This is a genomic window from Vibrio tarriae (assembly GCF_002216685.1).
In the GTDB taxonomy this organism is placed as follows: domain Bacteria; phylum Pseudomonadota; class Gammaproteobacteria; order Enterobacterales; family Vibrionaceae; genus Vibrio; species Vibrio tarriae.
In genome coordinates this window covers 345,753-371,719 of sequence record NZ_CP022352.1, presented here as the reverse complement: position 1 = coordinate 371,719, position 25,967 = coordinate 345,753, and the positions used below count along the sequence as shown (strand labels likewise).

The 25,967-nt window shown below is 46.6% G+C and carries 22 protein-coding genes and 2 pseudogenes; 18 read left to right on the top strand and 6 right to left on the bottom strand.

What is annotated here, in order from left to right:
• The first annotated feature begins 15 nt into the window (after positions 1-15).
• Positions 16-1,107: an ElyC/SanA/YdcF family protein gene (locus tag CEQ48_RS02230; protein ID WP_089070061.1), complete on the top strand. Its 1,092-nt coding sequence runs from the start codon at positions 16-18 to the stop codon at positions 1,105-1,107.
• Positions 1,108-1,234: 127 nt separating this feature from the next.
• A pseudogene (locus tag CEQ48_RS20370) lies at positions 1,235-1,532 on the top strand (DUF134 domain-containing protein).
• Between the two features lie 170 nt (positions 1,533-1,702).
• Here the strand turns inward: CEQ48_RS20370 and CEQ48_RS02220 are convergent.
• Positions 1,703-2,332, bottom strand: a complete 630-nt coding sequence (locus CEQ48_RS02220) for an esterase/lipase family protein (protein WP_089070060.1) — start codon at positions 2,330-2,332, stop codon at positions 1,703-1,705.
• A 378-nt stretch (positions 2,333-2,710) separates the two neighbouring features.
• Here CEQ48_RS02220 and CEQ48_RS02215 point away from each other — a divergent pair, with 378 nt between their 5' ends.
• The 3 genes and pseudogenes from CEQ48_RS02215 to CEQ48_RS02200 all read left to right on the top strand — a co-directional run bounded on the left by CEQ48_RS02215 (position 2,711) and on the right by CEQ48_RS02200 (position 5,301).
• The gene (locus tag CEQ48_RS02215) at positions 2,711-3,067 is read left to right on the top strand and encodes a winged helix-turn-helix transcriptional regulator (protein ID WP_001887716.1); all 357 of its coding nucleotides are present in this window, start codon (positions 2,711-2,713) and stop codon (positions 3,065-3,067) included.
• A gap of 277 nt (positions 3,068-3,344) precedes the next feature.
• A pseudogene (locus CEQ48_RS02205) lies at positions 3,345-4,035 on the top strand (protease inhibitor BamI-like protein).
• A gap of 42 nt (positions 4,036-4,077) precedes the next feature.
• A complete protein-coding gene (locus tag CEQ48_RS02200; protein ID WP_089070057.1) occupies positions 4,078-5,301 on the top strand; it encodes a zinc-dependent metalloprotease family protein in 1,224 nt (407 codons plus the stop codon).
• A gap of 9 nt (positions 5,302-5,310) precedes the next feature.
• Here CEQ48_RS02200 and CEQ48_RS02195 read toward each other — a convergent pair whose 3' ends face one another.
• Positions 5,311-6,027 (bottom strand): NUDIX hydrolase, encoded by a 717-nt coding sequence (locus CEQ48_RS02195; RefSeq protein ID WP_001887720.1) that lies wholly within the window; start codon positions 6,025-6,027, stop codon positions 5,311-5,313.
• Positions 6,028-6,310: 283 nt separating this feature from the next.
• Here CEQ48_RS02195 and pncB point away from each other — a divergent pair, with 283 nt between their 5' ends.
• Positions 6,311-7,618 (top strand): nicotinate phosphoribosyltransferase, encoded by a 1,308-nt coding sequence (pncB, locus tag CEQ48_RS02185; RefSeq protein WP_032472740.1) that lies wholly within the window; start codon positions 6,311-6,313, stop codon positions 7,616-7,618.
• Between the two features lie 30 nt (positions 7,619-7,648).
• The gene (locus CEQ48_RS02180) at positions 7,649-8,689 is read left to right on the top strand and encodes an oxidoreductase (protein WP_089070056.1); all 1,041 of its coding nucleotides are present in this window, start codon (positions 7,649-7,651) and stop codon (positions 8,687-8,689) included.
• A gap of 35 nt (positions 8,690-8,724) precedes the next feature.
• Here CEQ48_RS02180 and CEQ48_RS02175 read toward each other — a convergent pair whose 3' ends face one another.
• The 3 genes from CEQ48_RS02175 to CEQ48_RS02165 form a co-directional block, all read right to left on the bottom strand.
• Complete coding sequence (locus tag CEQ48_RS02175) at positions 8,725-9,081, bottom strand: rhodanese-like domain-containing protein (protein WP_089070055.1); 357 nt, start codon at positions 9,079-9,081, stop codon at positions 8,725-8,727.
• A gap of 58 nt (positions 9,082-9,139) precedes the next feature.
• Entirely contained in the window at positions 9,140-10,696 is a 1,557-nt protein-coding gene (locus CEQ48_RS02170; protein WP_089070054.1) for an EAL domain-containing protein, read from the bottom strand.
• A gap of 83 nt (positions 10,697-10,779) precedes the next feature.
• Positions 10,780-11,418 (bottom strand): HAD family hydrolase, encoded by a 639-nt coding sequence (locus CEQ48_RS02165; RefSeq protein ID WP_181710699.1) that lies wholly within the window; start codon positions 11,416-11,418, stop codon positions 10,780-10,782.
• 188 nt (positions 11,419-11,606) lie between these two features.
• Between CEQ48_RS02165 and CEQ48_RS02160 the strand changes: the two genes are divergently transcribed.
• Entirely contained in the window at positions 11,607-13,385 is a 1,779-nt protein-coding gene (locus tag CEQ48_RS02160) for a SulP family inorganic anion transporter (RefSeq protein ID WP_089070052.1), read from the top strand.
• A 41-nt stretch (positions 13,386-13,426) separates the two neighbouring features.
• Here CEQ48_RS02160 and CEQ48_RS02155 read toward each other — a convergent pair whose 3' ends face one another.
• Positions 13,427-15,106, bottom strand: coding sequence for an RluA family pseudouridine synthase (locus CEQ48_RS02155; protein WP_089070051.1), 1,680 nt, complete (start codon positions 15,104-15,106; stop codon positions 13,427-13,429).
• Positions 15,107-15,730: 624 nt separating this feature from the next.
• Here CEQ48_RS02155 and CEQ48_RS02150 point away from each other — a divergent pair.
• The 10 genes from CEQ48_RS02150 to tssK all read left to right on the top strand — a co-directional run bounded on the left by CEQ48_RS02150 (position 15,731) and on the right by tssK (position 25,967).
• Positions 15,731-16,015: a type VI secretion system PAAR protein gene (locus CEQ48_RS02150; RefSeq protein ID WP_089070050.1), complete on the top strand. Its 285-nt coding sequence runs from the start codon at positions 15,731-15,733 to the stop codon at positions 16,013-16,015.
• 67 nt (positions 16,016-16,082) lie between these two features.
• Positions 16,083-17,003 carry an SEL1-like repeat protein gene (locus tag CEQ48_RS02145; RefSeq protein ID WP_181710709.1) on the top strand — a complete coding sequence of 307 codons (921 nt, stop codon included), beginning with the start codon at positions 16,083-16,085 and terminating at the stop codon, positions 17,001-17,003.
• Positions 17,004-17,440: 437 nt separating this feature from the next.
• Positions 17,441-17,947 (top strand): type VI secretion system contractile sheath small subunit, encoded by a 507-nt coding sequence (tssB, locus tag CEQ48_RS02140; protein WP_089070048.1) that lies wholly within the window; start codon positions 17,441-17,443, stop codon positions 17,945-17,947.
• Between the two features lie 39 nt (positions 17,948-17,986).
• On the top strand, positions 17,987-19,462 hold the full coding sequence (gene tssC / locus CEQ48_RS02135; protein WP_181710700.1) for a type VI secretion system contractile sheath large subunit: 1,476 nt from the start codon (positions 17,987-17,989) through the stop codon (positions 19,460-19,462).
• 2 nt (positions 19,463-19,464) lie between these two features.
• Positions 19,465-19,902 (top strand): type VI secretion system baseplate subunit TssE, encoded by a 438-nt coding sequence (tssE, locus tag CEQ48_RS02130; RefSeq protein ID WP_000221000.1) that lies wholly within the window; start codon positions 19,465-19,467, stop codon positions 19,900-19,902.
• Between the two features lie 5 nt (positions 19,903-19,907).
• Positions 19,908-21,677: a type VI secretion system baseplate subunit TssF gene (gene tssF / locus CEQ48_RS02125; protein WP_089070046.1), complete on the top strand. Its 1,770-nt coding sequence runs from the start codon at positions 19,908-19,910 to the stop codon at positions 21,675-21,677.
• Positions 21,641-22,657 (top strand): type VI secretion system baseplate subunit TssG, encoded by a 1,017-nt coding sequence (gene tssG / locus CEQ48_RS02120; protein ID WP_089070045.1) that lies wholly within the window; start codon positions 21,641-21,643, stop codon positions 22,655-22,657. The genes tssF and tssG overlap by 37 nt, the downstream gene beginning before the upstream one ends.
• 2 nt (positions 22,658-22,659) lie before the next feature.
• Complete coding sequence (gene tagH / locus CEQ48_RS02115) at positions 22,660-24,147, top strand: type VI secretion system-associated FHA domain protein TagH (RefSeq protein ID WP_089070044.1); 1,488 nt, start codon at positions 22,660-22,662, stop codon at positions 24,145-24,147.
• Positions 24,148-24,149: 2 nt separating this feature from the next.
• On the top strand, positions 24,150-24,626 hold the full coding sequence (gene tssJ / locus CEQ48_RS02110) for a type VI secretion system lipoprotein TssJ (RefSeq protein ID WP_089070043.1): 477 nt from the start codon (positions 24,150-24,152) through the stop codon (positions 24,624-24,626).
• Positions 24,627-24,632: 6 nt separating this feature from the next.
• Positions 24,633-25,967 carry a type VI secretion system baseplate subunit TssK gene (gene tssK, locus CEQ48_RS02105; protein WP_000458007.1) on the top strand — a complete coding sequence of 445 codons (1,335 nt, stop codon included), beginning with the start codon at positions 24,633-24,635 and terminating at the stop codon, positions 25,965-25,967.

The window sequence follows — 25,967 nt, the reverse complement described above, 5'->3', positions numbered from 1 at the left end:
AAGGAAATCATCATAATGAATAAAAAACTACTTACCCTTGCTATCACCAGTGTCGTGGCTTTTTCCCTACCTTACTCGGTAGTGGCGAAGGAGAATGTAGCTAAGCCGAGTGTGGAATACAGTCAGTTTGTTACCCAACGCCAGGTGGTGGATCAACTTCTCGAAGAGGCATTAACTGCATTTAAGTCTCCAGCGCGAGTCTCTCATGCTGGATTTACGGCCAAAATGCCGAGCAACATGGAAATTGTGACTCAGCGCCTGCTTGAAGCTTATCAACTGGAGCCTTATCGCACCGACTTACTGATTTCTGCTGCGAATGCGCAGATTTACAACAAGAATGTTGATCAAGCGATTGAACTGTTCAACCAAGCGCTCAGTGTCGCGCCGGATGACGTTGATCTGCACACTTATCTTGCAGTATGGCAAAAATTTAAAGGCAATGATGCGGATTACCAGAAACACGTTAAAGCGGTGCAATCTTTAAATGTAGGACGAGCGGCAGATTTGCAACGTATTTTGGATACGGTTGACCGAATCGTGGCAACGCCGTTGAAAGCAGAAGCGACCCAAAAACTAGGTAAAGATGGTGCGATAGTTACCTTGGGCTATGCACTGAATCCCGATGGTTCAATGCATGAAGTTTTGATCAAACGCTTGGAAACTACACTTGAAATGGCGAAAGCAAACCCTGACGCCGTGATCATTTTGACCGGCGGCGTACCGCAAAACCATAAAACCGAAGGGAAATTGATGGCGGATTGGTTGATCGAGCGCGGAGTGAGTGCAGCACGAATTATTGAGGAAAACTACGCGACGAGTACAGTAGATAACGCCTTGTTCAGTAGCTACGCCTTAGCTCGTCATGGTATTAAGCATGCGACCATCATCAGCTCGGCAAGCCATGTTCGTCGCGGGCAAGCCTTGTTTGAAATTGCGAGTTGGCAAACAGGTCCGAAAGGTATTACTTTCGATACCATTTCCTATCCTGACAAACCTTTAAATGAGCTTGAAAAGGCTTCGAGTAGTGAACTGCTAGGGATTTACCGCGATGCGCTGCGTACTTACGGCATGTGGAGCTATCGCTCTTACCCATTAGAATCTCGCTAAGTTGATTAAAGATGTAAATTTGAGGTCGCGTTATTGCGGCCTCTGTGTTTGTGCGGTGCTTTGTCAGTTGAATTCCCTCCGTATTTGCTTTTCAATAGCTCGGTGAATAGCAAAAGGAATCTTTCTCGTGGCTCGTCCTAAAATTCCACGCCGAATTGGGTGTCACCCACCCGCATCGTGTTTTTAAACCTAACGGGATGCCGTTAAGTCAGCTCGAAAGTACTCAACTTGCGCCCGATGAGCTTGAAGCATTGAGATTGGTTGATCAGCTCGGCTTACAGCAACAGCAAGCGGCATTGCAAATGCAGGTGTCTCGGCAAACCTTAGCCAATTTAGTCAAAGCGGCACGTTTTAAAGTAGTCGACTGTTTGCTTAATCAAAAAGCACTTTATATTCAATCTATTGATAATGAGTCATCGGATTAAGCTATTAAACCAATTGGGATAAACAACCTGCGAAATGCCAGAGTGAGTGATAGATTGTCTGTCACAGAACCGCTGTGACCAACCACTTTCTTCTTCTATCCATGCGTTGAGAGTGGTTCTTTTGCCAAAAGCATTATTCACCTGGCTCCCCCGAATAGAGCCTTATCATCTCATTCGGGGATTTTTTTATGCTGAAATTGATTGTGGCGAATGAAGTAGTCAATTTGATGAGCGGTTTGATGACTATAGACCAATCCAGTATGGCTTTGATGCAGCAGAATATGATCTGTCATTCCTGAGATTTGAGTCTCTGCAACGGTGACAGTACCATCACACAGCCCTGATCCACCGAGTAAAATAGGACGAAATCCGATACGTAACGTCCCTGCTATAGAGCCCAGCAATTGTGGCAAGTTCCAGCTATCTTGATGCAACTGCAAACCATACAGATGAGCGTTACCTAACATGGCACCAAGCCCTAGCTGCTGGATTTTAGCGACAATCGATGCTCCTTTGAGTGGTGAGCCTAAAGCAACCACATGGGAAATCACATTGGGTGAAGGATGGCGAGAGCGTAGGTAGTGTTTGATCATCAACCCACCTAAGCTATGCCCCACCAACACGTTGATGCGATCATTTGCCAGTGCGCGATCGATAGCCTGAAACACTTTCTCATCATCGATGGCTAAAGTGTTGTAGCTGATCACTTCTGTCTGATATCCGAGTTTATTGAGGCGCTGCGCGAGTGGTTGCATCACCAACCCATGCATATACAAACCGTGCAGAATAACAATCTTCATCAGTTACAGAACCTTTGCCGAGAGTAATGCCTCTTATCTAACCATGCTTGAGTAGGAATAAAAAGAGTGTAAACAAAGGATTAATGGCAGAGAGGAATGACAATGTCCAAATTTTGTTATTCAGAAAAACAGAACAAAAGTTAGATTAAGATTTAGCCATCAACATGGTTTTTGTTGCGAATATGTTTCATGGATTGCATTTAATATGAAACTAAGCGTCCTAAGCAAAGCAATTATTTTTTGCTTAAGAAAGAATAGGTAAAAAATGATTAACTTACTTACAAATAGTAAGTTAATCATTGTGGGTTAATAATTTGAATGAATCTATTCAAATGTTATGATGATAAGTCAAACACAGCAAGAAATAGAGAATATTACGTGGACGTAAAAATAATATCTTCAAGAATACCTATTAATGATACCGTCGCATTGCAACAGTTGGAAAGAATATCAGCCAAGTGGGTCACGCATATACTTTGGTATTTAGACTCGTCGGAGTCTGCTCGTTTTGGAGAACTTCAATATTCATTGAGTGGCATTTCAGCAAAAATGTTAAGCCACAGGTTGAAAATGCTTGAAGAGATTGGCTGGGTATGGCGTGAGCAGCAGCCTACCATACCTGTAACGGTTTATTACGGCTTGACCAACTCGGGTAGAGTCGTGGCGAACGGGTTATATCGGTGGATAGATCAAGTCGTCGAAAATGAACGAGAACTACTTTTAGAAAGTAATTAAGTAACGAATTAACTCTTTCTAGCCTGCAATTTCATTTGCAGGCTTTTTATTTGCCTAATCTAAATTGTTTTAATAATGTCATGAAATATTAAAATCCATGTCATGGAATAATTTATGATAAATGCAGGTGTTGGTAAAATTTGATCACCATTCAGTGATTTATTTAATTTTACAATATTGATTTTTATTTTTGGCACAGCATCACACAGTATAGGTTGTGATCCTATGGCATTTTTATTTATAAACATAAAAATTATTCATCATAGGTGTGTATCAAATGAAGGCATCGAGGCTATTTTTTTTTATCGTTTGTTATTCTATTTTTTTTAGGTATTTCCTTACTCTATTTTACCTATTCACAAACCCCTCACTATGACTTGCCTGATGAAAGGCAAGAACACGTCATGACTCCTAAACCTGTACCTGAGGTTGAGTTATCGGTGCATGATCATTCTGTTGTTGAGGTTGAGTCAACGGAAAGTAAGGCTGTGAATTTGATGGAAGAGCTGGAGAGGCAAGATGAAGATCCTCGAGTAACCGAGCCACAAAACGTAGAGCAAGTCTGGTTACCCATCAACCCAACGCCTGAACTGGCTGATCTGAAGCCGAAGAGCCAAGCCGTCACGGATATTCAAGCGATTGAATTTGAGAACATCGAACAGTTTCGCGTGTTAATGGAGGGGGATTCCGCCACATTGTTGCTTCCGAATGGGGAAAGCATTCAAGTCTTGATTGATGAATCACGCACTCAAACCCAAGGCGTACAAACGTGGGCTGGAAACTTTGAAACGCAAGGCAGCACTTTTCCGGTCACGTTTACGTTTGGCCAGAATTCAATCATGGGGTTTATCGGCCACCCGCAAGGCTCCATCAAAATAGAAGGGACTGGACATCAAGCATGGGTGTACCAAGTCCCAGATAGCCATGGCTTCGAGCACGATCCGACATTACACGATCGCGCTCATTAACCTTGCGCGTATTGCGCATTTACACAAAAACTAGGAGTTATTATGAAAAAGGCGTCATTGGCACTGGCCATAAGTGTCGGGTTTTGCTCACCCGCAATTTGGGCAACAACCCAAATTGATGTGTTAGGCTTATACACCCCAGATACCGCAAAAGGGTTTAAACAAGAGCATGTCGCTCAAATGCAGCACAGCGTGAATGTGGCCAATAAAGTGTTGAAAGACAGTGGCTTGGATATTCAAGTGAACTTGGCGGCGACCAAAGAGGTCAACTACGACACGCAACCGGGACAAAAAAAATCTCTGGATCAAGTGTTAAATGCTGCTACTCCATTTAATCGAATCGACCCTGCTTTTGCGGATGTTGAAGCTTATCGTCAAAAGGTTGGTGCGGATATGGTGGCCATTTTCCGTTACCTTGATGTCAATAACTCGCCCGATTATGAGCGTTTCTCGAACGGTCGTTACTCAATGAGCTGCGGTGTAGCTTGGATTGTAGCTCCCTCGGAGTGGAACTATCCGCAACATGCTAAGAAGCGCATGTACAGCCATAGCTATTTAAATGAGTGTGGAGCGGAAACCTTTATCCATGAATTAGGACATAATTTCGGTCTGAACCATGCCCACGAACAGTACAAAGGGCTCCCTCATCTCAGCAATGGAACTGCGGTGGATGCTTATGGTTATGGTGTGAAAAACCAATTTGCCACCATCATGGCATACCCACACTTATTTGGCGTAGGGCGCAGTTATAAGTTTTCTAGCCCAGATTTACAGTGTGAAGGCACACCCTGTGGTGTGAAAGATTACGCCAACTCTGTGCGCGCGATTGGCCTTACTTCGCCGCATATTGCCAAGGCTTATAACAGCACGGCTACACCTAATGATGAAGGAACCCTAGGAGGAGCAGAGCCCACAGACAATGCGAATAAAGTCTTTGCGGTAAAAGTCCCACTCGCGTTACCAGATAAAAAAACCTTGACTTTACCGATCAAAGTGAGTGCTCAGCAATCGACCACTGCGCAAGTTGACATTGATATTACTCATCAATACCGTGGCGATCTGAGCCTTATTCTGCATGCCCCCGATAAAAGTTACTGGATGCTGAAACAAGTCAACCGTTACGATCGTAACCAAAGTTATAAAGTGAAGTTCACTTTGAATGACATTGACCCATCAGCGACTGAAGGGGAGTGGCGTCTTGACATTAAAGATCACTTTGGTGGCAAAGTGGGAACGTTGAACAAGTTCCAAATCACCTTCCAATAAGTTTTTCTGCTAGCCACGTAAACAGGTCTGAAAATAGATCACTTCATTGCTAGCTAAACGATAAATTGTTGCAGGTTTGCCGCCTTTACCTTTGTTAGAGGCGGCAATTTTATTGGTGCTGACAATCACCCCAGTATCAATCAGCCGGCGTTTTACCGTCATGCGATTCACGTCCACCCCGAATTTGGCGTAAGCCTCAATAATATCCGCCACCAGAAACTCTTGTTCGAGTGAAAATAGCACCACAGAGGTGTATTCAACCGCTGCGCGCAGTTTCTTCCATGCATGCTGAATTTGTGCAACGTGATCAAACGCCAGCACTTGTTTACCTTGCAAAATTGTCTCTAACGCAAACCAATCGACACGGCTCTTATCCATCCCGGCCTCTTCAATCTGTTTGACGTTGGAATCATTGAGCAGAGCATAGTGAGAAATACTGATGCTCCAACCGCTTGGATCGCGCTTAGGATTGCCATCCACTAAAGGGTCACTGATGAAGTTGGGGTAAGTATGGATCTTTTGGCGGCAGATGCGTCGACGCGCAGAATCAAAATCTTTGTCAGCGGGCTCGCCACCTTGCGCGCTGAGATCTTCATCAAACACCCAGCCGCCGGGAATTGCCCAAAGACCGCAATCAGGGCGGTTCGGATTGCTGCGTTTGACTAATAACGTCTCAATGCCCTTGGGGGCAAGGCGCAAACAGATCATATCAATGGTGACAATCATACAAGCTTCCTACATTGGGATGCGGCTATTCTAGGTAACTGAATGGTAAGGGTCAAATGTAAATAACGAAATGTGACTAACTGAATGTTGGGCAGTTTATTGCAGGCTGAACACAATAGAAAGAGTATTGGCAGCACGTTGATGGTGCTTTAACCGAGGATTCCTGCTCTTTATTGTGGGTTTGTCACAAAAGTTGACAAACATAGAGGGCTCCATTATCGTGCCTGCAAAAGTTAGCAACAAAATGTTACTAACATCCGAAGTGAACTGAAGGACGGCAATCATGAATCCACGCCTGTTTTCTCCCCACATCGTTCGTAGCTTGCTCGATCTTGATGCTTATAAAATCAATATGATGCAAGCGATACACCATTTTTATCCGGATGTGTCGGTGCGCTATGAATTGATAGTCCGCAGTGAAGAGGATGCCAGCGGACTTCTTGATGAAATACGTCAAGAGATCGCTCATCTTGGCAGATTGCGCTTTTCGGATGCCGATATTCATTATTTGACTCAGCATGCGCCGCATCTCAAGGCGACCTTCTTGCAATCGTTGCGTTATTTCCATTTTGTGCCTGAAGAGCAAGTAGAAATGGGGATTGTCAAACAAGGTGGAAAACAGCAACTGCGGATCAGTATTCGTGGCAGTTGGCGTGACACGATTTTGTATGAAACCTTAGTCATGGCGATCGTATCTGAAGTACGCAGTCGTCAGCGTTGGGCTGAGGTACCTGCTGATTTACCACTGAAGGTGCTCAAAACCAAGCTTGAACAATTAAAAGCGGAGATTGAGCGTCGTGGGATCAACAACTTTTCTTTGACCGAAATGGGGACCCGTCGCCGCTTTTCTAGCCAAGTGCAGCGTGATGTGTTGGCTTGCCTTAAGCAAGAGATCCCACAATGGGTGCTGGGTACCAGCAACTATCATTTCGCTCGCGAATTTGATTTAAAGCCGATTGGTACCATAGCCCATGAATGGTTTATGGGGCATCAAGCTTTGGTTAATGAGCGCGATTCACAACAAGTGGCGTTAGAGCGCTGGTTGACGGCGTTTGATGGCATGCTCGCCATTGCCCCGACCGATACTTTAACCATCGATGCCTTCTTGAATGATTTCAACCGTCATTTGGCAAACGCTTATGATGGTGTGCGCCATGATTCGGGCTGCCCATTCCGTTGGGGGGATAAAATGATTGCCCACTACCAGCAGTTGGGGATTGATCCCACCACCAAGCTTTTCATTTTCTCGGATGGTTTGGATTTCGATCAGGCACTGGATCTGTGTGAATATTTTGCTGGGCGAGTGAAGATTTCTTTCGGGATCGGCACCTTTTTAACCAATGATTTAGCGAATTGGCGTAATGCGGCGGGGGTTGAGTATCGCCCACTCTCGATTGTGATTAAGCTTGCGGAGTGTCAAGGTCGCCCTGTGGCGAAAATCAGCGATCAACCGGAAAAAGCCATGTGTGAAGATCCGATCTTTTTGGCCAATCTCAAACGGCGCTTTAACATCGAATTGGATGTGGATGCGCTTATCCAAGAGCTGCGTCATCAAAAGCGTTCACCACGACACTATATTTCAGCGGCCTAATCGCCGCGAAGCCATTGGAGGCGACTTGCTATGCCCAATACCCCACTTAAGGTTGGCGTTATCGGTTATGGATACTCTGCGAAAACGTTTCATTTGCCGTTTATTGACACGTTAGAATCGCTCACCTTAAGCGCGATCAGCTCTAGCCAGCAGCAAGTGGTACAAGCAGATTGGCCACAGATCGCCTACTTTGATTCGGCGCAGCGGCTCATCACAGAAAGTGATGTCGACTTGGTGATTATCACCGCGCCAAATGATGTGCATTTTTCTCTCGCTAAACTGGCGTTAGAACAGGGCAAACACGTGATTGTGGAAAAGCCTTTTGTTACGCGCATTGAGCAAGGTAAAACCCTCATCGAATTAGCACAACAGAAAAACCTGGTATTGAGTGTGTTCCACAATCGTCGTTGGGACGGGGATTTTCTGACAGTCAAAAAGCTGATTGAACAAGGTCGACTAGGTGAAGTGAAGGTGTTTGAATCGCATTTTGATCGTTATCGCCCCATCGTTCGTCAACGTTGGCGTGAGCAAGCCCAAGAAGGCGGCGGCATTTTGTTCGATTTAGCGCCACACCTACTTGATCAAGCTTTAGCGTTGTTTGGTCTTCCGCAGTCGTTATCGGCGGATTGCCGAATCATGAGGCCAGAGGCGAGCACGATTGATTATTTTGATCTGCAATTGTATTACCCACAGCATGTGGTGCGCTTGCACGCGAACTTGTATAGCCCGGAACCAAACGTGCGTTATCAAGTGCTCGGTAGCTTAGGTAAGTTCTTGAAATACGGATTAGATCCGCAGGAAGATCGTTTGAAAACGGGTGTTGTGCCTTGTACTCCCGAATGGGCGCAAGAAACGTCAGAGCAGTTTGGGGTTTTCTATCACGCTGAGGGAAGCGAGATTATTCCGACTGAGCAAGGTGGATATCAACACTACTTTCAACAAGTTGCGTTGGCGATTCGTCATGGCAAGGCCAACCCAGTGAGTGCAGAATCGGCACTGCAATCGATCCAACTGATTGAGTTAGCTTTAGAAAGCAGTGCCAAAGGCCAACGCTTAACGGTTGCTCTCTAACGTTAAGGTATTCACTTTTATGCTAAGTGGCGACGTTATTTCTTCGCTGCTTGGCGTATTTCTTCATAGCCACCGCCATTGTGTACTTGTGTGTAACCTTGGCCTATTAAGTGTTTTTGAGCCATCCCTGAACGATTGCCGCTGCGACAATAAACTACAATCGGTCGATCTTTAGCGATGGATTGAAACGCAGTTTCTACCTCGCTGAGTGGCCAGTTTAAAGCATTGTCTAGATGGCCTTGGGCATATTCTTCAGTTGTGCGGACGTCAACTAATAACGCGCCTTCCCGTATCATTTGCCATGCGATATCCGCGCGTTCGGAAGCTTGTGCGCCGACACCAACTCCCGCGGTGAACAAGGCTAAAACAGCTTTAAGCCAATTTTTCTGCATATTAACGACTCCATTCTATAACTATTGATGGTTTGTTTTATCTTATCTCGCTACAAGGTCAAACTGTTTGGGCATTACTCTCATAGCAACGTTTCTCTGGGGCTTCAAAAGCCAAGGCTTCAGCCAGTGGCATGGGTTTGGCGTAAAAATAGCCCTGAATCCAATAAACGCCACGCTCCGCGAGGTAATCAACTTGATGTTGGCCTTCTACACCTTCGGCGATCACTTCGATATTGCCATGCTTGGCGGAGGCGATAATCGAATCTAAAACACTGATTTTTACGTCGCTGGTATCTATGGTATCGACGAACATTTTGTCGATTTTGATACTACTGATTTGCAAGTTTTGAATATATGCAAAGCCACCGTAGCCAGTACCAAAATCATCAATTTTAAACTGATACCCTTTTTTCAAGAGGTAAAACACTTCTTCTTGCGCTTGAGTCATGGCTTTGATCGGGACACGTTCGGTCAGTTCGAACTTCAGGCGTTCGTGGTATGGCCATTGCAGCTCTTGAAGTAAATGAGAGAGATGATGTTGTTCGAGATGCTCTGCTACAACATTGATGCTAACCCAGTGTGAATTAGGAAGCTGGGCGAGGTCTCTATAGACCTGATGCATGAGTTGATTAGTAATTTTTACTACCAAACCTGAGCTTTCTGCGGCAGCAATAAATAACCCAGGTGGAACCAATTGATGGCCTTTTTGCCAGCGTAACAACACTTCATAGCCGACCACTTTGCAGGTTCGTGAGTCAACAATGGGTTGGTAATAGGGAATAAATTCTTCATCGCGCAACCCCTTCTCGATCAGCCCTTCAATGGAATTACGATAGTTACGTAACACCAGATAGCCGCAAGTCAAAAGAAGGCCAAGTAGCAGCGTGATCGGTACTCCCCAAATGAGCGCATGTTGGCGAACATAGTGGCGTAATGCGTCACCAGCAGATAAGGTTTGTTCACTGTGAAACGGTGCAGCCCCAGTTACTCGATGTACAGAAATTCCTGCCGCTTGCTCAAGTATCTCGGGCTGACCACGCCGAATGTCGAGTTCTCTGAGGGCTGGATCTAAGAAATGAAACTTTAGATAAAAGCAGTCAGAGCAAGGTTCGCGAAGCAGCTCTTGTGCCCAACTGCCATCCACTACCCAAAATACGCGACCTCTTGGCTCGCTATACTGGATCAACAATTCTCGTGAGGCGGTTTGGGTTTTGGGTGTTGCTGATAGAGTGAAACCCATCGGCTCAGATGTGGATGAATTCGATCCGAGCTCAATGGAATAACCTATGGTAGAACAACCATCGCCTTGTGCTTTTTCAATGCCAATTAAACGAACAAATCGGTTATAAAACTGTGGGTCACGGATCAGCTTTAGATCATCGCTATTACAGGTAAACGTCAGCAATTGTACTTGTTGCGTGATCATGCTGTCTAAAGCAACACTGCGTTGTTCGAGGTACTGATTAATTTGAGTAAATTTTTGATTAAGTAAGTGTTGTGCGACAAGGGAAGCCCAGAGTTTCTGAGTCAGTAGGAAAATAATCAGTGGCGAGAGTAGAATGGCAAACGCGATTCTTTTCGGTACTTTTGAAATCACAGCCGTTTCCTTAGCCATTATGGTGCTTCAGCGTGGCAGATTAGTCCAAACTATGTAACACAATGTAATGCAAAGCAATGCATTGCTTTGCAGGTTGAGACTTATAACAGGTCGATCACATCATTTAGGCTCGTGCAAATAGGATGACCAAGAGCGATCACCTCGAGACTCGGTTTGACTAAATCAGGGATTTGGAAGGCCTGCATTTGCGCTGCCATAGCGGCTTTGATGCCATTATTCGAGTCTTCAAACGCAAGGCATTGCTGAGGTTCGACACCTAAGCGCTCTGCCGCGAGTAAATAGATCTCGGGATGAGGTTTACCTTGAGTCACTTCACAGCCCGTGGTGATATTCGCAAAATAGTGATCTAAACCAGCCAATTGCAACTTGATGAGCGCCACTTCTTTTTGGGTAGAGGTCGCCACCGCCATTGGAATTGAACGGGCTTTCAGCCATTCCAGTAGTGCGATCACCCCATCTTTATGTGGAATGGCTTCATGCAACACAACCGCGTTATAACGCTGCCGCCACTCGTTATGCAACCTTGGTAACTCTTCACCATAAGCTTGGCTCAAAATGCCATTAATGGTTTTGGCATTACAGCCTATCACCGAGAGATACACCTCTTGCTGAAAAGGCAATCCGCAAGCGGCGCACGCCTCTTGAAACACTCGCATACAGACACGCTCTGTATCGAGCAATAGACCATCCATATCAAAAATAGCGGCTTGAAATGTCATCGTTCCCACCTACCACAGAAAAGTGAGCGGCTATTGTTCCATACTTTCTTGATGCAAGAGAACCCAAACTTGAAACTACAGTGGTTGGATCTGCGCATAAGTGCATTTTAGATCAGCAAATTAGCGAGAGTGTTGCGGCAATTTCCGCTAAACTCTGTTGCAAAACAATGACAATTTAGTGTCAGCAGGTGAATGAAGTGAAAGCAGTGTGGATAAGGCAGTGGTTCCCCGGACTCTACCAATTTAAAGATTACGAACGGGGATGGTTAACCGATGATGTGCGAGCGGCCTTTTCTGTTGTTGCTGTAGCGCTGCCTGTCGCGATCGCTTATGCGCAGTTAACCGGTGTGCCTGCTATTGTCGGGCTCTATTCGTGTGTTCTGCCTATGCTGGTGTATGCGCTGATGGGTACCTCACGCCAATTGATTGTGGGGCCAGATGCCGCCACTTGTGCGGTGATTGCGGCCGTGGTGACCCCGCTGGCAGCGGGTGATACCACCAAACATTGGCAGTTGGTGATGACCATGACCGCCATGACTGGTTTATGGTGCTTACTGGCGAGCCGACTCAAACTGGGTATTTTTGCCGATTTTCTTTCGCGGCCGATTTTATTAGGCCTGCTCAACGGTGTGGCGCTGACGATTATTGTTGGTCAGTTTGCCAAAGTATTGGGACTCAAGTATGAAAAACGTTATCTGCTCGAGCGGATTGTTGAAGCGCCAGAGCTGCTGTACTCCTTGCATTGGCAAACCTTGGGTTTGAGTGCGCTCACTTTAGCGATTTACTTAGTGATCAAGCGCTGGCAGCCGAGATGGCCTGCGGCGATGTTTGCAATCATGGTCGCGGCCTTGCTGGTGTGGGCACTGAATCTTGAAAGCGTGGGTGTACAAGTGGTGGGGGTTATCCAAGGCGGTTTACCTGAGTTCCAAGCTCCGGCTTTTGATTTAGGGATCAGCCGTGAACTCGTTATGCCTGCGCTCAACTTAGCGATGGTGAGCTTTGTGAGTATGATGCTCACCGCTCGCAGCTTTGCGGCTAAAAATGGCTACGATATTGATGCGGATAAAGAGTTCCGAGCGCTTGGTGTCGCGAATGTCGCAGCAGCCTTTTCGCAAGGCTTTGCGATCAGTGGTGCCGATTCCCGTACCGCAGTCAATGACGCCAATGGTGGTAAATCGCAACTGGTTTCGGTCATCGCAGCCTTGTTTATTGCGCTGGTGGCGGTTTTTGCTTATCAGCCTTTGCAATTTATCCCTGTCGCGGCTTTGGGCGTGGTGCTGATCATCGCCTCATTGTCTTTGCTCGATTTAAAAGGCGTTTGGAATTTAAGAAAGCGTGATAAAGATGCGTTTTACCTCGCACTCATCACCTTTATCGCAGTGTTAGTGATTGGGGTGATCCCTGGGATCACCTTGGCGGTACTGCTTGGTTTATTCCAATTTCTCAAGTTGGTGATGCGCCCCACCGATCAAATGATGGGATTGGATGAGGAAGGAACGCTGCGCACACTCGATGGTTCAGAGAAAGCAAAACCGATCCCCGGCATGGTGATTTTCCGTTTCAATTCTCCGCTGACCTATTTTAACGCGCCTTATTTTAAGCGGCGTATTCTCGATCAGACGGAGCGTGAAGGCACCCAAGTGGGTTGTGTGATCATTGATGCCGTGGCCAGTTTTACCCACTTAGATCTGAGTGTGATGGCGATGCTAGCTGACTTACATGGCATCCTGAAAAAACGCGGTATCCGCCTCATTCTGGCGGGACGCAAACGCAGTTTACGCCATTGGTGTGACCTTACTGGGATCAATACTGCAGAAGGTGGAATCGTCCTGCGTGCCGATATGTACTTAGCCATCAAACTAAGTGGTTGTTACTTAAGTGCGATGGAAGAAGGACATGTCCCTGCGGTACAGAAGGAGCCAGACATCAGTGTGCTGTTAAAACCAACCACGACCGAAGTGGCTTAAGAATGGTTAGGGGCTCAAGTTGAGCCCCTTTTCTTTTTCGGTTAAAAATCCGCATCGACTTGGAAAGTCATGGGCTGCTTAGTGTAGGGATGAGCAAAACTCAGTTGTTCGGCATGCAAAAACAAACGTTTGTCTTGCAAGCCATATAAATCGTCACCGACAATCGGCGCATTTAAGCCAAGGTGATGGGCGCAATGTACCCGCAATTGATGGGTACGTCCTGTATGTGGGTAGAGGTAAACACGAGTTCGGTTTTGCTCCACTTGCACGGTTTCCCAACGAGTGAGTGCAGGCTTACCTTGCTGCCAACACACTTTTTGTCTTGGTCTATCATCCAGATCGCCACACAAAGGCAACTGGATCTCTCCTTGTGTTTCGCTCAATTTTCCTTCGATAAGTGCGACATAGCGCTTTTGGACGGCTCGAGAAATAAACTGCTTTTGCAACTGTTTGTTAGCACGTCGCGTCAGCGCAAACACCAAAAGTCCAGAAGTAGACATATCGAGACGATGTAGGGCAAATACCCCTTCTGCTTGGGTAAATTGAGCCTTTAAGCGCGTCAATACAGAATCATGCACATGCACACCGGGGACAGAGAGAAATTCAGCAGGCTTATTGACCACCACGATGGCGTCATCTTGATACACAATGGTGATGTCTTGACCTTGCGCCGGATTGCTGAGTAGTGGATTGTCTTCCAGCGTCATCCCTTCTAGCATGTGCGCCAAAATCGGTTGGCATTTGCTCTGACAAGCAGGATAGAACTTCTTATGCTGACGAATTTCCGATTTGGGGGAACGCCCCCACCAGAACTCTGCCAATGCAATGGGTCGCAGCTGATGTTGGAACGCATAGTGTAATAGTTTTGGAGCCGCGCACTCGCCTGAACCTGCGGGTGGGAGCGGATTTTTGGTCACGGAAAATAGCTCAACCAAATCCTTTTCAACGCCACGGATATTAGCAAAACGATAGGCGGAGAACAGTTTTTTCTGCAGCGCCGCAGAGCGCTGTTTACGTTGCTGTTTCAGTTGCTCAATGCGCATGAGTTTATGATCTAACCTATGCTGTAAAGCCGCAATACGCTGTTCCCACTCTTGTTTGAGGCACTGTAACTGACGCTTTTGTTGCACACTTTCTTCCGCCAAGCGGGCCAACAGAGTGTGTTTTTCTTTTTCTGGTAACTCTTCTGCTTGTAAGCGCTGCTGTTTTCTAAAGTGACGCAGCTTGCTGTGCAATGTACGCCGCTGGCTCAGCTCATGCTCGGCTTGTAACTGAGATTGCTTAAGGGCACTAGCGAGTTCCGCAAGCTCCGGATCAGTTTCTTGCTCTCGCACTTGTTGGTTAATGACCGCAATCTGATCGCCATCCACTCTGAAAAAAGACGCATCAGCAAAGCGATCAAACACAGGAGGAACAAATCCCGGCAACCGATTTTGTTCAGCCAGTTGACCAGAGAACGCCGCCAAATAACCCAAGGTTCCAGAGCGGTGCTGCACAACCAGTACCCCAAACATTTTGCCGTGAGCCTGTGGATCGGTTTCCGTTAAACCAAAAGGGTGATACCAATCGGTTTGAGTGAGCAAATGTTGCTGCAGCTCATCGGCTGCGATTTCAGACAGTGGGTGTGGCTGATAACAAAATGGATAAGTAAAGCGCTCGGGTAGCGCGATATGGGCGATGACAGAAGTAAAACGAGTGAAGCAATCGGGCAGTGCAGACATACAAATGACAGAGTGGGTAAAGCAAAGACGCATCTTACCTGCTTGTGGGAAACTTGTCAGGTAGAGTTTGGGTCAGCACACTTTTGGGTTATTAAAAGAACCCTGTATGTCAGTTATTTAAAAATGTTATTCACATACGTGTCTCCTGCCTGTTACGTCAGTCATTGGGACATAAGCCATTAGTAGTAAATTACATTAATTGATAATTAACATATCAAACTTATTTCAATGCTTGGCATTAAATATAAGTTCAACAAATTCATTCTGAACCTCGCCAATCTCAATATTGAGATATTATCCAAAATAAACCAATAATGCATATTTAATTATTAGGGTTTAATTAGTCTAGAATCTCAAAATAGAGACATATTTGATTTTAAATTACGGTTCGTAATTAATAATCACGTATTTAATGGACAAGTATCGCATCTTGATATTAATTTCAATTTTATTGACATTGTTTTGACACGCATAGGCTTAGGCAATTTATTGCCCGCTATTGTGAATATTGGCTTTTTCTGGGCAATAAATTGCTCGAATGTGCGGTTAATAAGCAAAAAATTGACTAAAACGCCTGGAACGTTAATTGCTTTCACTTATTCCACTAACAGGTGAGGACAGAATATGGGCAACGGAATCGTAGTAGGGCATTTAGGTACAGATCATGATGGCTTCCCGCCAACGCCAGTGACCGCAGGCTCATCAACTGTGCGTTATGATGGGATTCCAGCGGCTCGGATTGGTGATCCTTTAGCTCCTCATGACAAACCAAAGCATCCTCCCCATGGCCGTGCGATTGCCGCAGGCTCAGGCACGGTGATGATTGATGGTAAACCCGCCGCAAGGGCTGGAGATGCGGTCGATTGTGGTGGCGTATTACAGGGAGCAAGCAGTGTCAATATCGGTTAAAGCCCTAATTTTTATAGTAACTCTTCTGTTTGCAGGGCGTAGTATTAGCGAAGAAATAAACTACGATATGCGGCAGTTGAGTGCTCAGCAAGCCTACGAAAATGGTCGTTTGCTGCGTGCGCAATTTAAGAATTTAGCGGCTCGCGAATACTTGAAATACGCGGCAGACCTTGGTGAGCCTAATGCGGCTTATCTATATGCAATGGAAGTAGCAAACTATCGTACTACCATTCGAACTCCCCCTGAAAGTCAGCACTATTTGTTGCTCGCTGCCCAAGGTGGAAGCCGTCAAGCGATGCGAGTGTTGTATCAAAACGGTGAGTGGCTCAGAGCTGCAGAACGCAGTTTATGGCAACAAACTTATTACGATACTTTGATTGAATTAGGCTCTCGTGAACCGAGTCAGGCCGCTTATGAGCTCGCGCTGTACCATCAAAAGGAGAACTCCAAGCTTGCCCTGCATTATTTAACGATTGCAGTTGAATTTGAACACCCTGCAGCTTTGATGCTTATGGCGCAACAGATTGAGCAAGGAGAGGGCAGTTATCCCATGCCTGGTAGCCGATCAACCGAAGCCCGAAAAACGTATCTGAAAGCGGCGGAAACGGGCTATATCCCTGCGATAAGAAACTATATTCAACTTCTTGAAAATAAAGGGAAATACCAAGATGCCTATTATTGGCGTCAGCAAGCCGTACAGCGTGGCGATCTCACCTCTTTGGTGGCTATGGGGGGCATTCTCAGTGGGCAAAGTGAGCTTTACCGCTTTATCGAGCCAGATCTCAAGCAAGCCAAAGCTTACTTCAATCGATATTTAGACGTTGCCGGCACTGATCGGTTGAGTCATATTTATCAAAATAGCCAGAAGCAACTGCTTGATATTTCAATGCAATTAAATGAGCATGAAAAAGAAATTGCAAAGAAAATAGATCTTCAACTCGAAAACTATCAGCCTTTTTTCAACCATGATACCTATTGGGATAATTAGTTCCTTGTTAAATATTATTTAAGTATGGTTGTTGAATATATTTTTGGGTAAAAGATCACGCTTTGGTTTTTTTTTCGATTACTTTTTTATCTCCATGAATAGAATGCCATCTCATATTTGTTGGGTATTAGATCGTAGTAAACGATATTTAGATTAGATGACTCGCCATTAGTAATAAAAAGATGCTAATGACAAGTTTATATAATAAGCCCATATATTCATCAATACATCAAAATACAACAACACTCTGTAAACGCATGGCTTAGTGCGAGATTTTTTATCTTGCAGTGTTACGGAAGTGATTGGCTCTATTTCATATTTTGAAATGAGCGATCTTTAGTTCTCACTAAGGAGAAGTTCAAGATTCTGGGTTGATTGAACGTATTTCAATCAACGGTTTCATTGACAACGTTTGGCATAGGTATTGGAGACGTAATATGTCTAAAGAAGGAAGTGTAGCTCCCAAAGAGCGGATTAATATCAAGTATATTCCTGCGACGGGAGATGCACAGGCTGAGGTTGAGCTACCGCTCAAAACGCTGATTGTAGGTGATTTCAAAGGGCATGCGGAGCAAACCCCATTGGAAGAACGTGCAACAGTAACGGTAGATAAGAACAACTTTGAAGCCGTAATGCGCGAGAGCGAGCTGAAAATCACCGCAACGGTGAAAAACAAGCTGACTGACGATGAGAATGCCGAGTTTCCTGTTGAACTCAATTTCAAATCTTTAGCCGATTTCGCTCCTGATGCTGTGGCATCGCAAGTTCCTGAACTGAAAAAATTGATTGAGTTGCGTGAAGCGTTAGTCGCCCTTAAAGGGCCTCTAGGCAACATTCCTGCATTTCGTGAGCGTTTACAGTCATTACTCAACTCAGAAGAGTCGAGAGAAAAACTGTTGGCAGAACTGAATCTGCTCAGTGGTCAAGAAGAGCCACAAGCGTAAGCAAACGTTATCAATTCATTACTCTTTAGGAATCTAATGATGTCTACTACTGAAAAGGTATTGGAAAGACCGCAACTTGATCAAGGCAGCCTTCTTGATGAAATTATGGCGCAAACCCGCATCGCACCAAGCGAAGAGGGTTATGACATCGCGAAAAAAGGTGTTGCAGCGTTTATCGAAAACCTCATGGGTTCACAGCACTCTGCTGAACCTGTCAACAAATCTCTGGTTGACCAAATGTTGGTTGAACTGGATAAAAAAATCAGCGCACAGATGGATGAAATCCTGCACAACTCGCAATTCCAAGCAATGGAATCGGCGTGGTGTGGTTTGAAGCTGTTCGTGGATCGCACTGATTTTCGTGAAAATAACAAAGTCGAAATCCTTCACGTAACCAAAGACGAACTGTTGGAAGATTTCGAGTTTGCTCCAGAAACGGCTCAGTCCGGTCTTTACAAACACGTTTATTCTGCGGGCTATGGTCAATTTGGTGGTGAACCTGTTGGCGCGATCATTGGTAACTATGCGTTTACCCCTTCAACCCCAGATATGAAGTTGCTGCAATACATGGGCGCACTAGGTGCCATGGCGCATGCTCCTTTCATTTCAAGCGTAGGACCTGAGTTCTTTGGCATCGATTCCTTTGAAGAACTGCCTAATATTAAAGATCTCAAGTCTACTTTTGAAAGCCCTAAATACGCCAAATGGCGTGCTCTGCGTGAATCAGAAGATGCTCGTTATCTTGGTTTAACAGCGCCTCGTTTCCTTCTGCGTGTGCCTTACGATCCTATCGAAAATCCAGTGAAGTCGTTCAACTATGCGGAAAACGTCAGTGCATCGCACGAGCACTACCTGTGGGGTAACACGGCATTTGCCTTCGCAACTCGTTTGACGGATAGCTTTGCTAAATACCGTTGGTGTCCAAACATCATCGGTCCACAAAGCGGCGGGGCAGTTGAAGACTTGCCTGTGCATGTCTTTGAGTCTATGGGTGCATTGCAAAGTAAGATCCCAACCGAAGTCCTGATCACTGACCGCAAAGAGTTTGAACTGGCGGAAGAAGGTTTTATTGCACTTACCATGCGTAAAGGCAGTGATAACGCAGCGTTCTTCTCTGCAAACTCAATTCAAAAACCTAAGGTTTTCCCAAATACCAAAGAAGGCAAAGAAGCGGAAACCAACTACAAGTTGGGTACCCAATTGCCGTACATGATGATCATCAACCGTTTGGCGCATTATGTGAAAGTTCTACAACGTGAGCAGATCGGTGCTTGGAAAGAGCGTCAAGATCTTGAGCGTGAACTGAACTCATGGATCAAACAATACGTTGCTGATCAAGAGAACCCACCCGCAGACGTACGTAGCCGCCGTCCACTTCGTGCTGCGCGCATTGAAGTGATGGATGTGGAAGGCAATCCAGGTTGGTATCAGGTGTCACTCTCGGTTCGTCCTCACTTTAAGTACATGGGTGCGAACTTTGAGTTGTCATTAGTTGGACGTCTTGATCAAGCCTGATTATGACGTACATCGCACCTGAAGAGAGTGCATTTGGTGTTGGCTTTTTCGAACGTTTGGAAGCCAACGCCAAACCTATGTCGCTGACCCGTGGGCCAGACGCGTGGGATGTACTCGAATCGATCAAACGGAATGTCTCTAACATTCTGAACACTCGAATTGGTGGAGCGCAAAGTGCCCCTCATCTCGGGTTGGTGGATTTTAATGATGCAACGCTGGAAACCTTAGATCTCTCCGTGCGAATTAAATTGGCGATTCAACAGTGCCTTGAGCGCTATGAGCCGCGTTTAACTCGCGTTCTGGTGAGAGCGGATCAAGATAGCTTTAACCCGCTGACTTTAAGGTTCCACATTACCGCGACCATCAATAGCGAAGCGTTACACGAAAAAGTCCAGTTCAGTCTGTTATTGGATCAAAGCAGAAAATATCGAGTGTTTTAACCTCTATGACGCAAGACAAGTATTTCAGGGAAGAGCTCGCTTTTTTAAAAGAGCAGGGGAAAGAATTTACCGAAATTCACCCTCAGCTTTCGCGTTTTCTTCATGGCCGTACGACCGATCCTGACGTTGAGCGTCTTTTGGAAGGTTTTGCATTTCTTACCGCGCGTTTGCGCGAAAAGGTGGAGGATGAGTTCCCTGAACTTACTCACTCCATCATTAACATGCTGTGGCCAAATTATCTGCGCCCTATCCCGAGCATGAGTGTGGTGGCGTTTGAACCTGACAAAAGTGTCAGCGAGAAGCAAGTCATCCCACGTAATACCCAATTGGATAGCAAGCCAGTCTTTGGCACGGCGTGTCATTTCAACACTTGCCGTGATGTCGCGCTGTATCCGATGCAGTGTCAAGGTGTTCATGCCGAACACACACGTGAAGCCACGACCATTCAGATCTCGTTGCGCATGCTGGGCGATATGACAGTAGGCGACGCTAAGCTCGATACCGTACGTTTTTACTTAGGTGGTGATAAATACAGCTCGCAGATTCTCTATCTTTGGTTACACCATTATCTACAAAAAATGACCATTGAAGTGCAGGGGGTCGAGTTCGCACTGCCTGCTGATGCGTTTTCAACCGTTGGTTTCTCAAGTGACCAAGCTTTGCTGCCTTATCCAAAGAATGTCTATGACGGTTATCGTATTTTGCAAGAGTACCTGTCGTTTCCTGAAGCCTTTCACTTCTTTGATGTAAAAGGTTTTGCCAAAGCTTTACCGAAAGCGGTCAGCGGTGATTTCACCTTACGCATCCATTTTTCGAAAACATTGCCTGCTGATACGCGAGTGCGTCAGGACAATTTTCAACTCTATTGCACACCGGTCATCAATCTGTTTGAGCATGATGCCGATCCGATCGATTTGACTGGGCGTCGTTCAGAGTATCGAATCGTCCCGTCCAGTCGCTATCCTGCCCACTATGAAATTTTCAGCGTGGATCAAGTGGTTGGTTGGCAAGATACCCAGTCAGAAGGCAAACGGATCCGCGGAGAGAAACGTATCTACTCTTCTTTTGAAAGCTTCCAACATGAAGTGGAACGGGTTCGTCATCGTCAAGCGCTTTACTATCGCACACGAGTCAAAGAGAGCATCCGGGGGGATGGTTTTGATTCATTTATCTCTTTTGTGCGCGGTGATGAAACCTTATCAATGGGCGTGGATGAAGCCGTATCGATCAAACTCACCTGCACCAATCGCTTGCTGCCATTGGAACTTGGGGTGGGGGATATTTGTGTGGCGACCGACAGCTCACCACCTTTTGCCACATTTAAAAATATTACTGTGCCATCACAGTCACTACGCCCAGTACTCGATGGCAGTTTGCTGTGGACGCTGATTTCGAACCTATCGCTGAACTACTTATCACTGCTATCAAAAGATGCCTTAGGTTGTGTGTTGCGTGCCTATGATTTTCGCGCCTTGGTGGATAGACAAGCTGAGCGCGTAGCCCGCATGCGCCTCGATGGCATAGTTAAAATTGAATCTAAACCGGTTGATAAAATCCTACGTGGTCTGCCAGTGCGTGGTTTGCAATCGACTTTGTATGTGGATCAAACGGGATTTGGCTCAGAAGGTGATTTGTTCCTGTTTGGTACGGTACTCAGTCATTTCTTTGCACTTTACGCCAGCATCAACTCATTTCACGAATTAGTCGTGGTTAACATCAGCAATCAAGAGAAGTACTCATGGGGCACACAGAGCGGAATGCAGCCGTTGATCTGAATTCAGATCCAGCGCAAGCCTCTCCGTTGAGCTTGCCGGGCAATGTACGGGAATACAACTTCTACCAACTGGTTGAGCTGTTGCAAAAACTGGCTGATATCAATCCCGAATCGGAAGAGTGGGAGCGCGATTGCCGCTTGGTGTTCAGTGCTAACCCGAGCCTTGGATTTTCGCCCAGTGATGTGATGGCGCTTGAAGCGCGTGACGATGAGCGTTGGGTTATGTTGACCAACTTTTTTGGCCTTTCCGGTGCACAGTCACCTCTGCCGGGGTTCATCCTTGAGCAATTGGTGACGGAAGAGCCTGGGGGGTATAAGCAGCCGTTTCTCGATTTTTTCAATAACAGATTGATTAATTTGGTTTATCGCGTTTGGCGTAAATACCGTTACTACGTACGTTTTCAGTCCGGCGCGCAGGATGTGTTCTCTGCACAACTGTTTGCGCTGGTGGGATTGGGCGACCCTGATCTGCGCGGCGAAACGCCGATCAACTGGTGCAAAATGCTGGCGTACGCGGGCACTTTGGCAGGGCGCAGCCGCTCACCACAAGTCGTGGCAGGCATTATTGCCCACTGTTTTGACTTACCGGATGTATCTATTCGCCAGTGGGTTAGACGTCGGGTATCGATTGATCCGAGTCAGCAACTGGCGCTGGGCAAGCAGAATGCTCGGTTGGGGATGGATACAGTGATCGGCGAGTCCGTTATTGATTGTAGTGGAAAGTTTATCATCTGTATCAATCAGTTATCTCGCAACCGTTTTGCCGACTTTTTACCTTCAGGTAAAGAGTATCAGCCGCTTTGTAAGCTAGTGGAGTTTATTTTGCGCGAACAGATGGCGTATGACCTCGAGCTGGCGATGGATGAACGGGAAGCGCCGCTGTTTTGTCTGGATGCCAAACAGAATATCGCCCTCGGCTGGACTTCGTTTCTTGGCCAAGATGCAGCCAATAAACATGTGTTAATTCAAGTAAGGCAATAACCATGAACTCAGAGACATTACCTTCGTTGACCCTATTAGTCACCAATGCTCAGCACTTAGAGTCTGGCTTGTCCGCTCAGCACACGTGGACCTCGTCAGGTGGGGTGATCGGCTCATCGCCGAATGCGCAGTGGCGTTTGGTCGATGCGCAAGGCAGTGTAAAACCCATGCACTGTGAAGTGATGATGGTGGACGGGGCGTATTGTTTAAAAGACAGCTGCGGTAGCACGTATGTCAACGGGGCAGACATGCCACTGGGTGTTGGGCGAATGGCACGCCTGACCCACAAAGATGAAGTGAGTGTGGGGCCTTACCGTTTGCGAGTGCTGTTTGGTAACGCCATCGAAGTGGAAGAACAATATGGATCTTTAGATGCGCTGTTTGCCTCTAAGGATGAGGATCTGCTGGCCGATCTGACGCTCGACATCGAACCAGAAAAAAACGAATTACCAACCAATACAGACCCATTACAGGCGCTCGATAACCTGATGGGTGCGGCGGGCAGTTCGACCTCCTTACTGGATGATCCGAAAAGTGAGCAGCCGTTATCCGCCCAACCTAACCTCGTGCCACAAGATAACTTAGTGCTGCAAAATGCCGATTTTACGCCACAAGCGGACAGTGAGTATGAGATGACTTCATCGATCCGCCTTAAGAAAATTCTTGGGTTTGCGAAGGCCACTTTTGCTAAGCAAACCAAAACAGAAGCACCGAGCGTGACTTCTACCACCCCCACAATTTCTCAATATAAAACCAGCGAAAGCAACGTATCAGAGGGCTTCACAATGGATGAAAAAGTACTGGATTTGTTAGAAGAGGAAGTCGCGAAAAGTTTCCAGCCGCAGTTGGAGAAGAGCGCGTATTCCACTATGCACACAAGCTCAACCAGCCAAGCTAACCACTTGGTCACAGGTCCGATCTTGGAAGGGCTCGGCGTAGACCTGAGCGATGAAAATGATATGAATCGTATGCATCTTCTATCGCAAGAGTTGGGTGAGTCTTTACAAGCTTGTGTGCGCGGTTTACTCGATTTGCATCAACAAGTGAGTGAAAGCCGTTTCGGTACTTTGAACCGTAATCTGCAACCCATTGAAGATAACCCGCTGCGTTTAGGTCTCTCCTATGAAGAGACGATCCGCACTCTGTACGATGCTGATAAGAGCGTTGTGCACCTTTCTGCCCCTGCGGCGATTGCTGAAAGCCTAAAAACCGTTCGCGATCATAATGAAGCGATGCAGTTTGCCACTTCAGAAGCCTTGAGCCAAATTCTCAACGCTTTCTCACCACAGGTGATGCTGCGCCGTTTCCACCACTACAAGCGCAATTCTGATACCACACAAACTTCAACGGATGCTTGGGCGTGGAATATGTACTGCAGCTACTACCAAGAGCTGACCTCTAACCGCCAACGCGGCTTTGAGAAGTTGTTCTGGGAGATCTTTGAGCAAGCCTACGATCGCAAAATTCGCGAGAAGCAACTGGAGCTATAACCGTGAACAAAGTGCTGTGGATGCTGTTTGCCTTGACGGTGCTGACCGCGTGCAGTTCGTCTGATAAGTATGAGCCTGAGCAAGAGCCAACCAAGGTGACCTTTAGCTTGGTCAGCGATGAAGGAGTGAACCCAAACATCTGGGGTGAAGCGTCACCGATAGAAATTCAAGTGTTTGAGCTAAAGGATGACTCGATGTTTATGTCGTCCGACTACGACCAGATCAAAACCGATTATAAAAAAGCGCTGCGCAGTAACTTTGTTAAAAACTACGACTATGTACTGACTCCAGGGCAGTTCAAATTCGTCAACGCTTTCGAAGTCGATGAGGAGACCAACTACATCGGCGTGATGGCTCATTTTGCCGAGCCTGAACTCAGCGAATGGAAGAAAGCGGTCAAGGTGATCAATAAAGGGCGAGAGTATCACTTGCTGATGCTGTTTAAAGACTACGATGTGAAATTGGATAGGGTGGAATAACAAACGATGTTTGCGCGTAACCGAGTGATCTGGAATGAAGGGCTATTTATTAAGCCGCAACATTTCCAGCAACAGCAGAGATATACGGAGTACTGCCTAGACGAGCGCCTGAGCACCGTGAGCCGTTACTTGTATGGGATTTCCGAGTTGTCGCTCAACCCGGAATACCTCTCGTTTGGCCGTATTGCGATTGAGCGTGCGGTCGGCGTGATGCCCGATGGCACCACCTTTCGTATTCCTCAAGAAGATCATCTTCCCGATGCGCTCGAAGTGACCGATGCGTCATTGGCAAACCAGATTGTCTACTTAGCCGTACCGCTACGTAGTGAGTCGCTGATGGAGATTAACTGGCCAGAAGAGCGTGGTACGGGGCGCTATGTCAGCCGTCGTCTCGAAGTCCGTGATGTCCACAGCGTGCAGGGTGATACCACGACGATTGATGTTTCCCCTGTGCGTTTGCAACTCATGCTTGAGCGAGAGGATCGCAGTGCGTATGCCTCAATTGCTATTGGCCGTATTTTAGAAAAACGTCCTGATGGCAGCGTGGTGCTCGATCCGGATTTCATCCCTTGTCACTTGAATGTTGTGGGCATCTCTGCGCTGCACCGCTTTATTAATGAGATGTCAGGCCTGATGCGTGAGCGAGCGAAAAATATTGCTCAGCGGATCAGCTCTCCAGCACAAGGTGGGGTTGCTGATGTTTCGGACTTTATGTTGCTGCAAGCTTTAAACCGTCTGCAACCACAAATGAAGCATTTGGCAGAGCTGCGCAGCTTACACCCAGAGCGTCTGTTTGAATGTCTCTCGTGTGTGTGCGGTGAGCTTGCTACCTTTACGGACGAAAGTCGTCTGCCGCCCAGTTTGCCAAGCTATAACCATGATTCACCCAGCCACTCTTTCCAGCCGCTGATCCGCAGCTTGCGTCAGAGCTTGAGCGTGGTGCTAGAGCCGCGCGCCGTCTCTATCCAACTGGATAAACGTAAGTACGGTTTGATGGTTGCGCCAATCCATGATCCGCAACTGATGGAGAGTGCAGAGTTTATCATCGCGGTTAAAGCTCGCATGCCGTTGGATGAGCTACGTCGTCTGTTTACTCAGCAAACCAAAGTGGCATCGGTTGAGAAAATTCGTGAACTCATCTCACTGCAACTGCCGGGTATTCCATTGACGCCATTACCCGTCGCACCGCGCCAATTGCCTTACCACGCTGGCTACACCTACTACCAACTGGATAAAACCAGCGCTGCATGGGCGATGTTGACTCATTCCAGCGGTTTTGCGTTCCACGTTGCTGCAGCTTTTGATGATCTTGAGCTGCAATTCTGGGCTATCAGGAGCTAA

Coding starts and splice junctions, on each gene's coding strand:
- CEQ48_RS02230 (WP_089070061.1), top strand. CDS start 16: ATGAATAAAAAACTACTTACCCTTGCTATCACCAGTGTCGTGGCTTTT.
- CEQ48_RS02220 (WP_089070060.1), bottom strand. CDS start 2,332: ATGAAGATTGTTATTCTGCACGGTTTGTATATGCATGGGTTGGTGATG.
- CEQ48_RS02200 (WP_089070057.1), top strand. CDS start 4,078: ATGAAAAAGGCGTCATTGGCACTGGCCATAAGTGTCGGGTTTTGCTCA.
- CEQ48_RS02195 (WP_001887720.1), bottom strand. CDS start 6,027: ATGATTGTCACCATTGATATGATCTGTTTGCGCCTTGCCCCCAAGGGC.
- pncB (WP_032472740.1), top strand. CDS start 6,311: ATGAATCCACGCCTGTTTTCTCCCCACATCGTTCGTAGCTTGCTCGAT.
- CEQ48_RS02180 (WP_089070056.1), top strand. CDS start 7,649: ATGCCCAATACCCCACTTAAGGTTGGCGTTATCGGTTATGGATACTCT.
- CEQ48_RS02175 (WP_089070055.1), bottom strand. CDS start 9,081: ATGCAGAAAAATTGGCTTAAAGCTGTTTTAGCCTTGTTCACCGCGGGA.
- CEQ48_RS02170 (WP_089070054.1), bottom strand. CDS start 10,696: ATGGCTAAGGAAACGGCTGTGATTTCAAAAGTACCGAAAAGAATCGCG.
- CEQ48_RS02165 (WP_181710699.1), bottom strand. CDS start 11,418: ATGACATTTCAAGCCGCTATTTTTGATATGGATGGTCTATTGCTCGAT.
- CEQ48_RS02155 (WP_089070051.1), bottom strand. CDS start 15,106: ATGTCTGCACTGCCCGATTGCTTCACTCGTTTTACTTCTGTCATCGCC.
- CEQ48_RS02150 (WP_089070050.1), top strand. CDS start 15,731: ATGGGCAACGGAATCGTAGTAGGGCATTTAGGTACAGATCATGATGGC.
- CEQ48_RS02145 (WP_181710709.1), top strand. CDS start 16,083: ATGCGGCAGTTGAGTGCTCAGCAAGCCTACGAAAATGGTCGTTTGCTG.
- tssB (WP_089070048.1), top strand. CDS start 17,441: ATGTCTAAAGAAGGAAGTGTAGCTCCCAAAGAGCGGATTAATATCAAG.
- tssC (WP_181710700.1), top strand. CDS start 17,987: ATGTCTACTACTGAAAAGGTATTGGAAAGACCGCAACTTGATCAAGGC.
- tssE (WP_000221000.1), top strand. CDS start 19,465: ATGACGTACATCGCACCTGAAGAGAGTGCATTTGGTGTTGGCTTTTTC.
- tssF (WP_089070046.1), top strand. CDS start 19,908: ATGACGCAAGACAAGTATTTCAGGGAAGAGCTCGCTTTTTTAAAAGAG.
- tssG (WP_089070045.1), top strand. CDS start 21,641: ATGGGGCACACAGAGCGGAATGCAGCCGTTGATCTGAATTCAGATCCA.
- tagH (WP_089070044.1), top strand. CDS start 22,660: ATGAACTCAGAGACATTACCTTCGTTGACCCTATTAGTCACCAATGCT.
- tssK (WP_000458007.1), top strand. CDS start 24,633: ATGTTTGCGCGTAACCGAGTGATCTGGAATGAAGGGCTATTTATTAAG.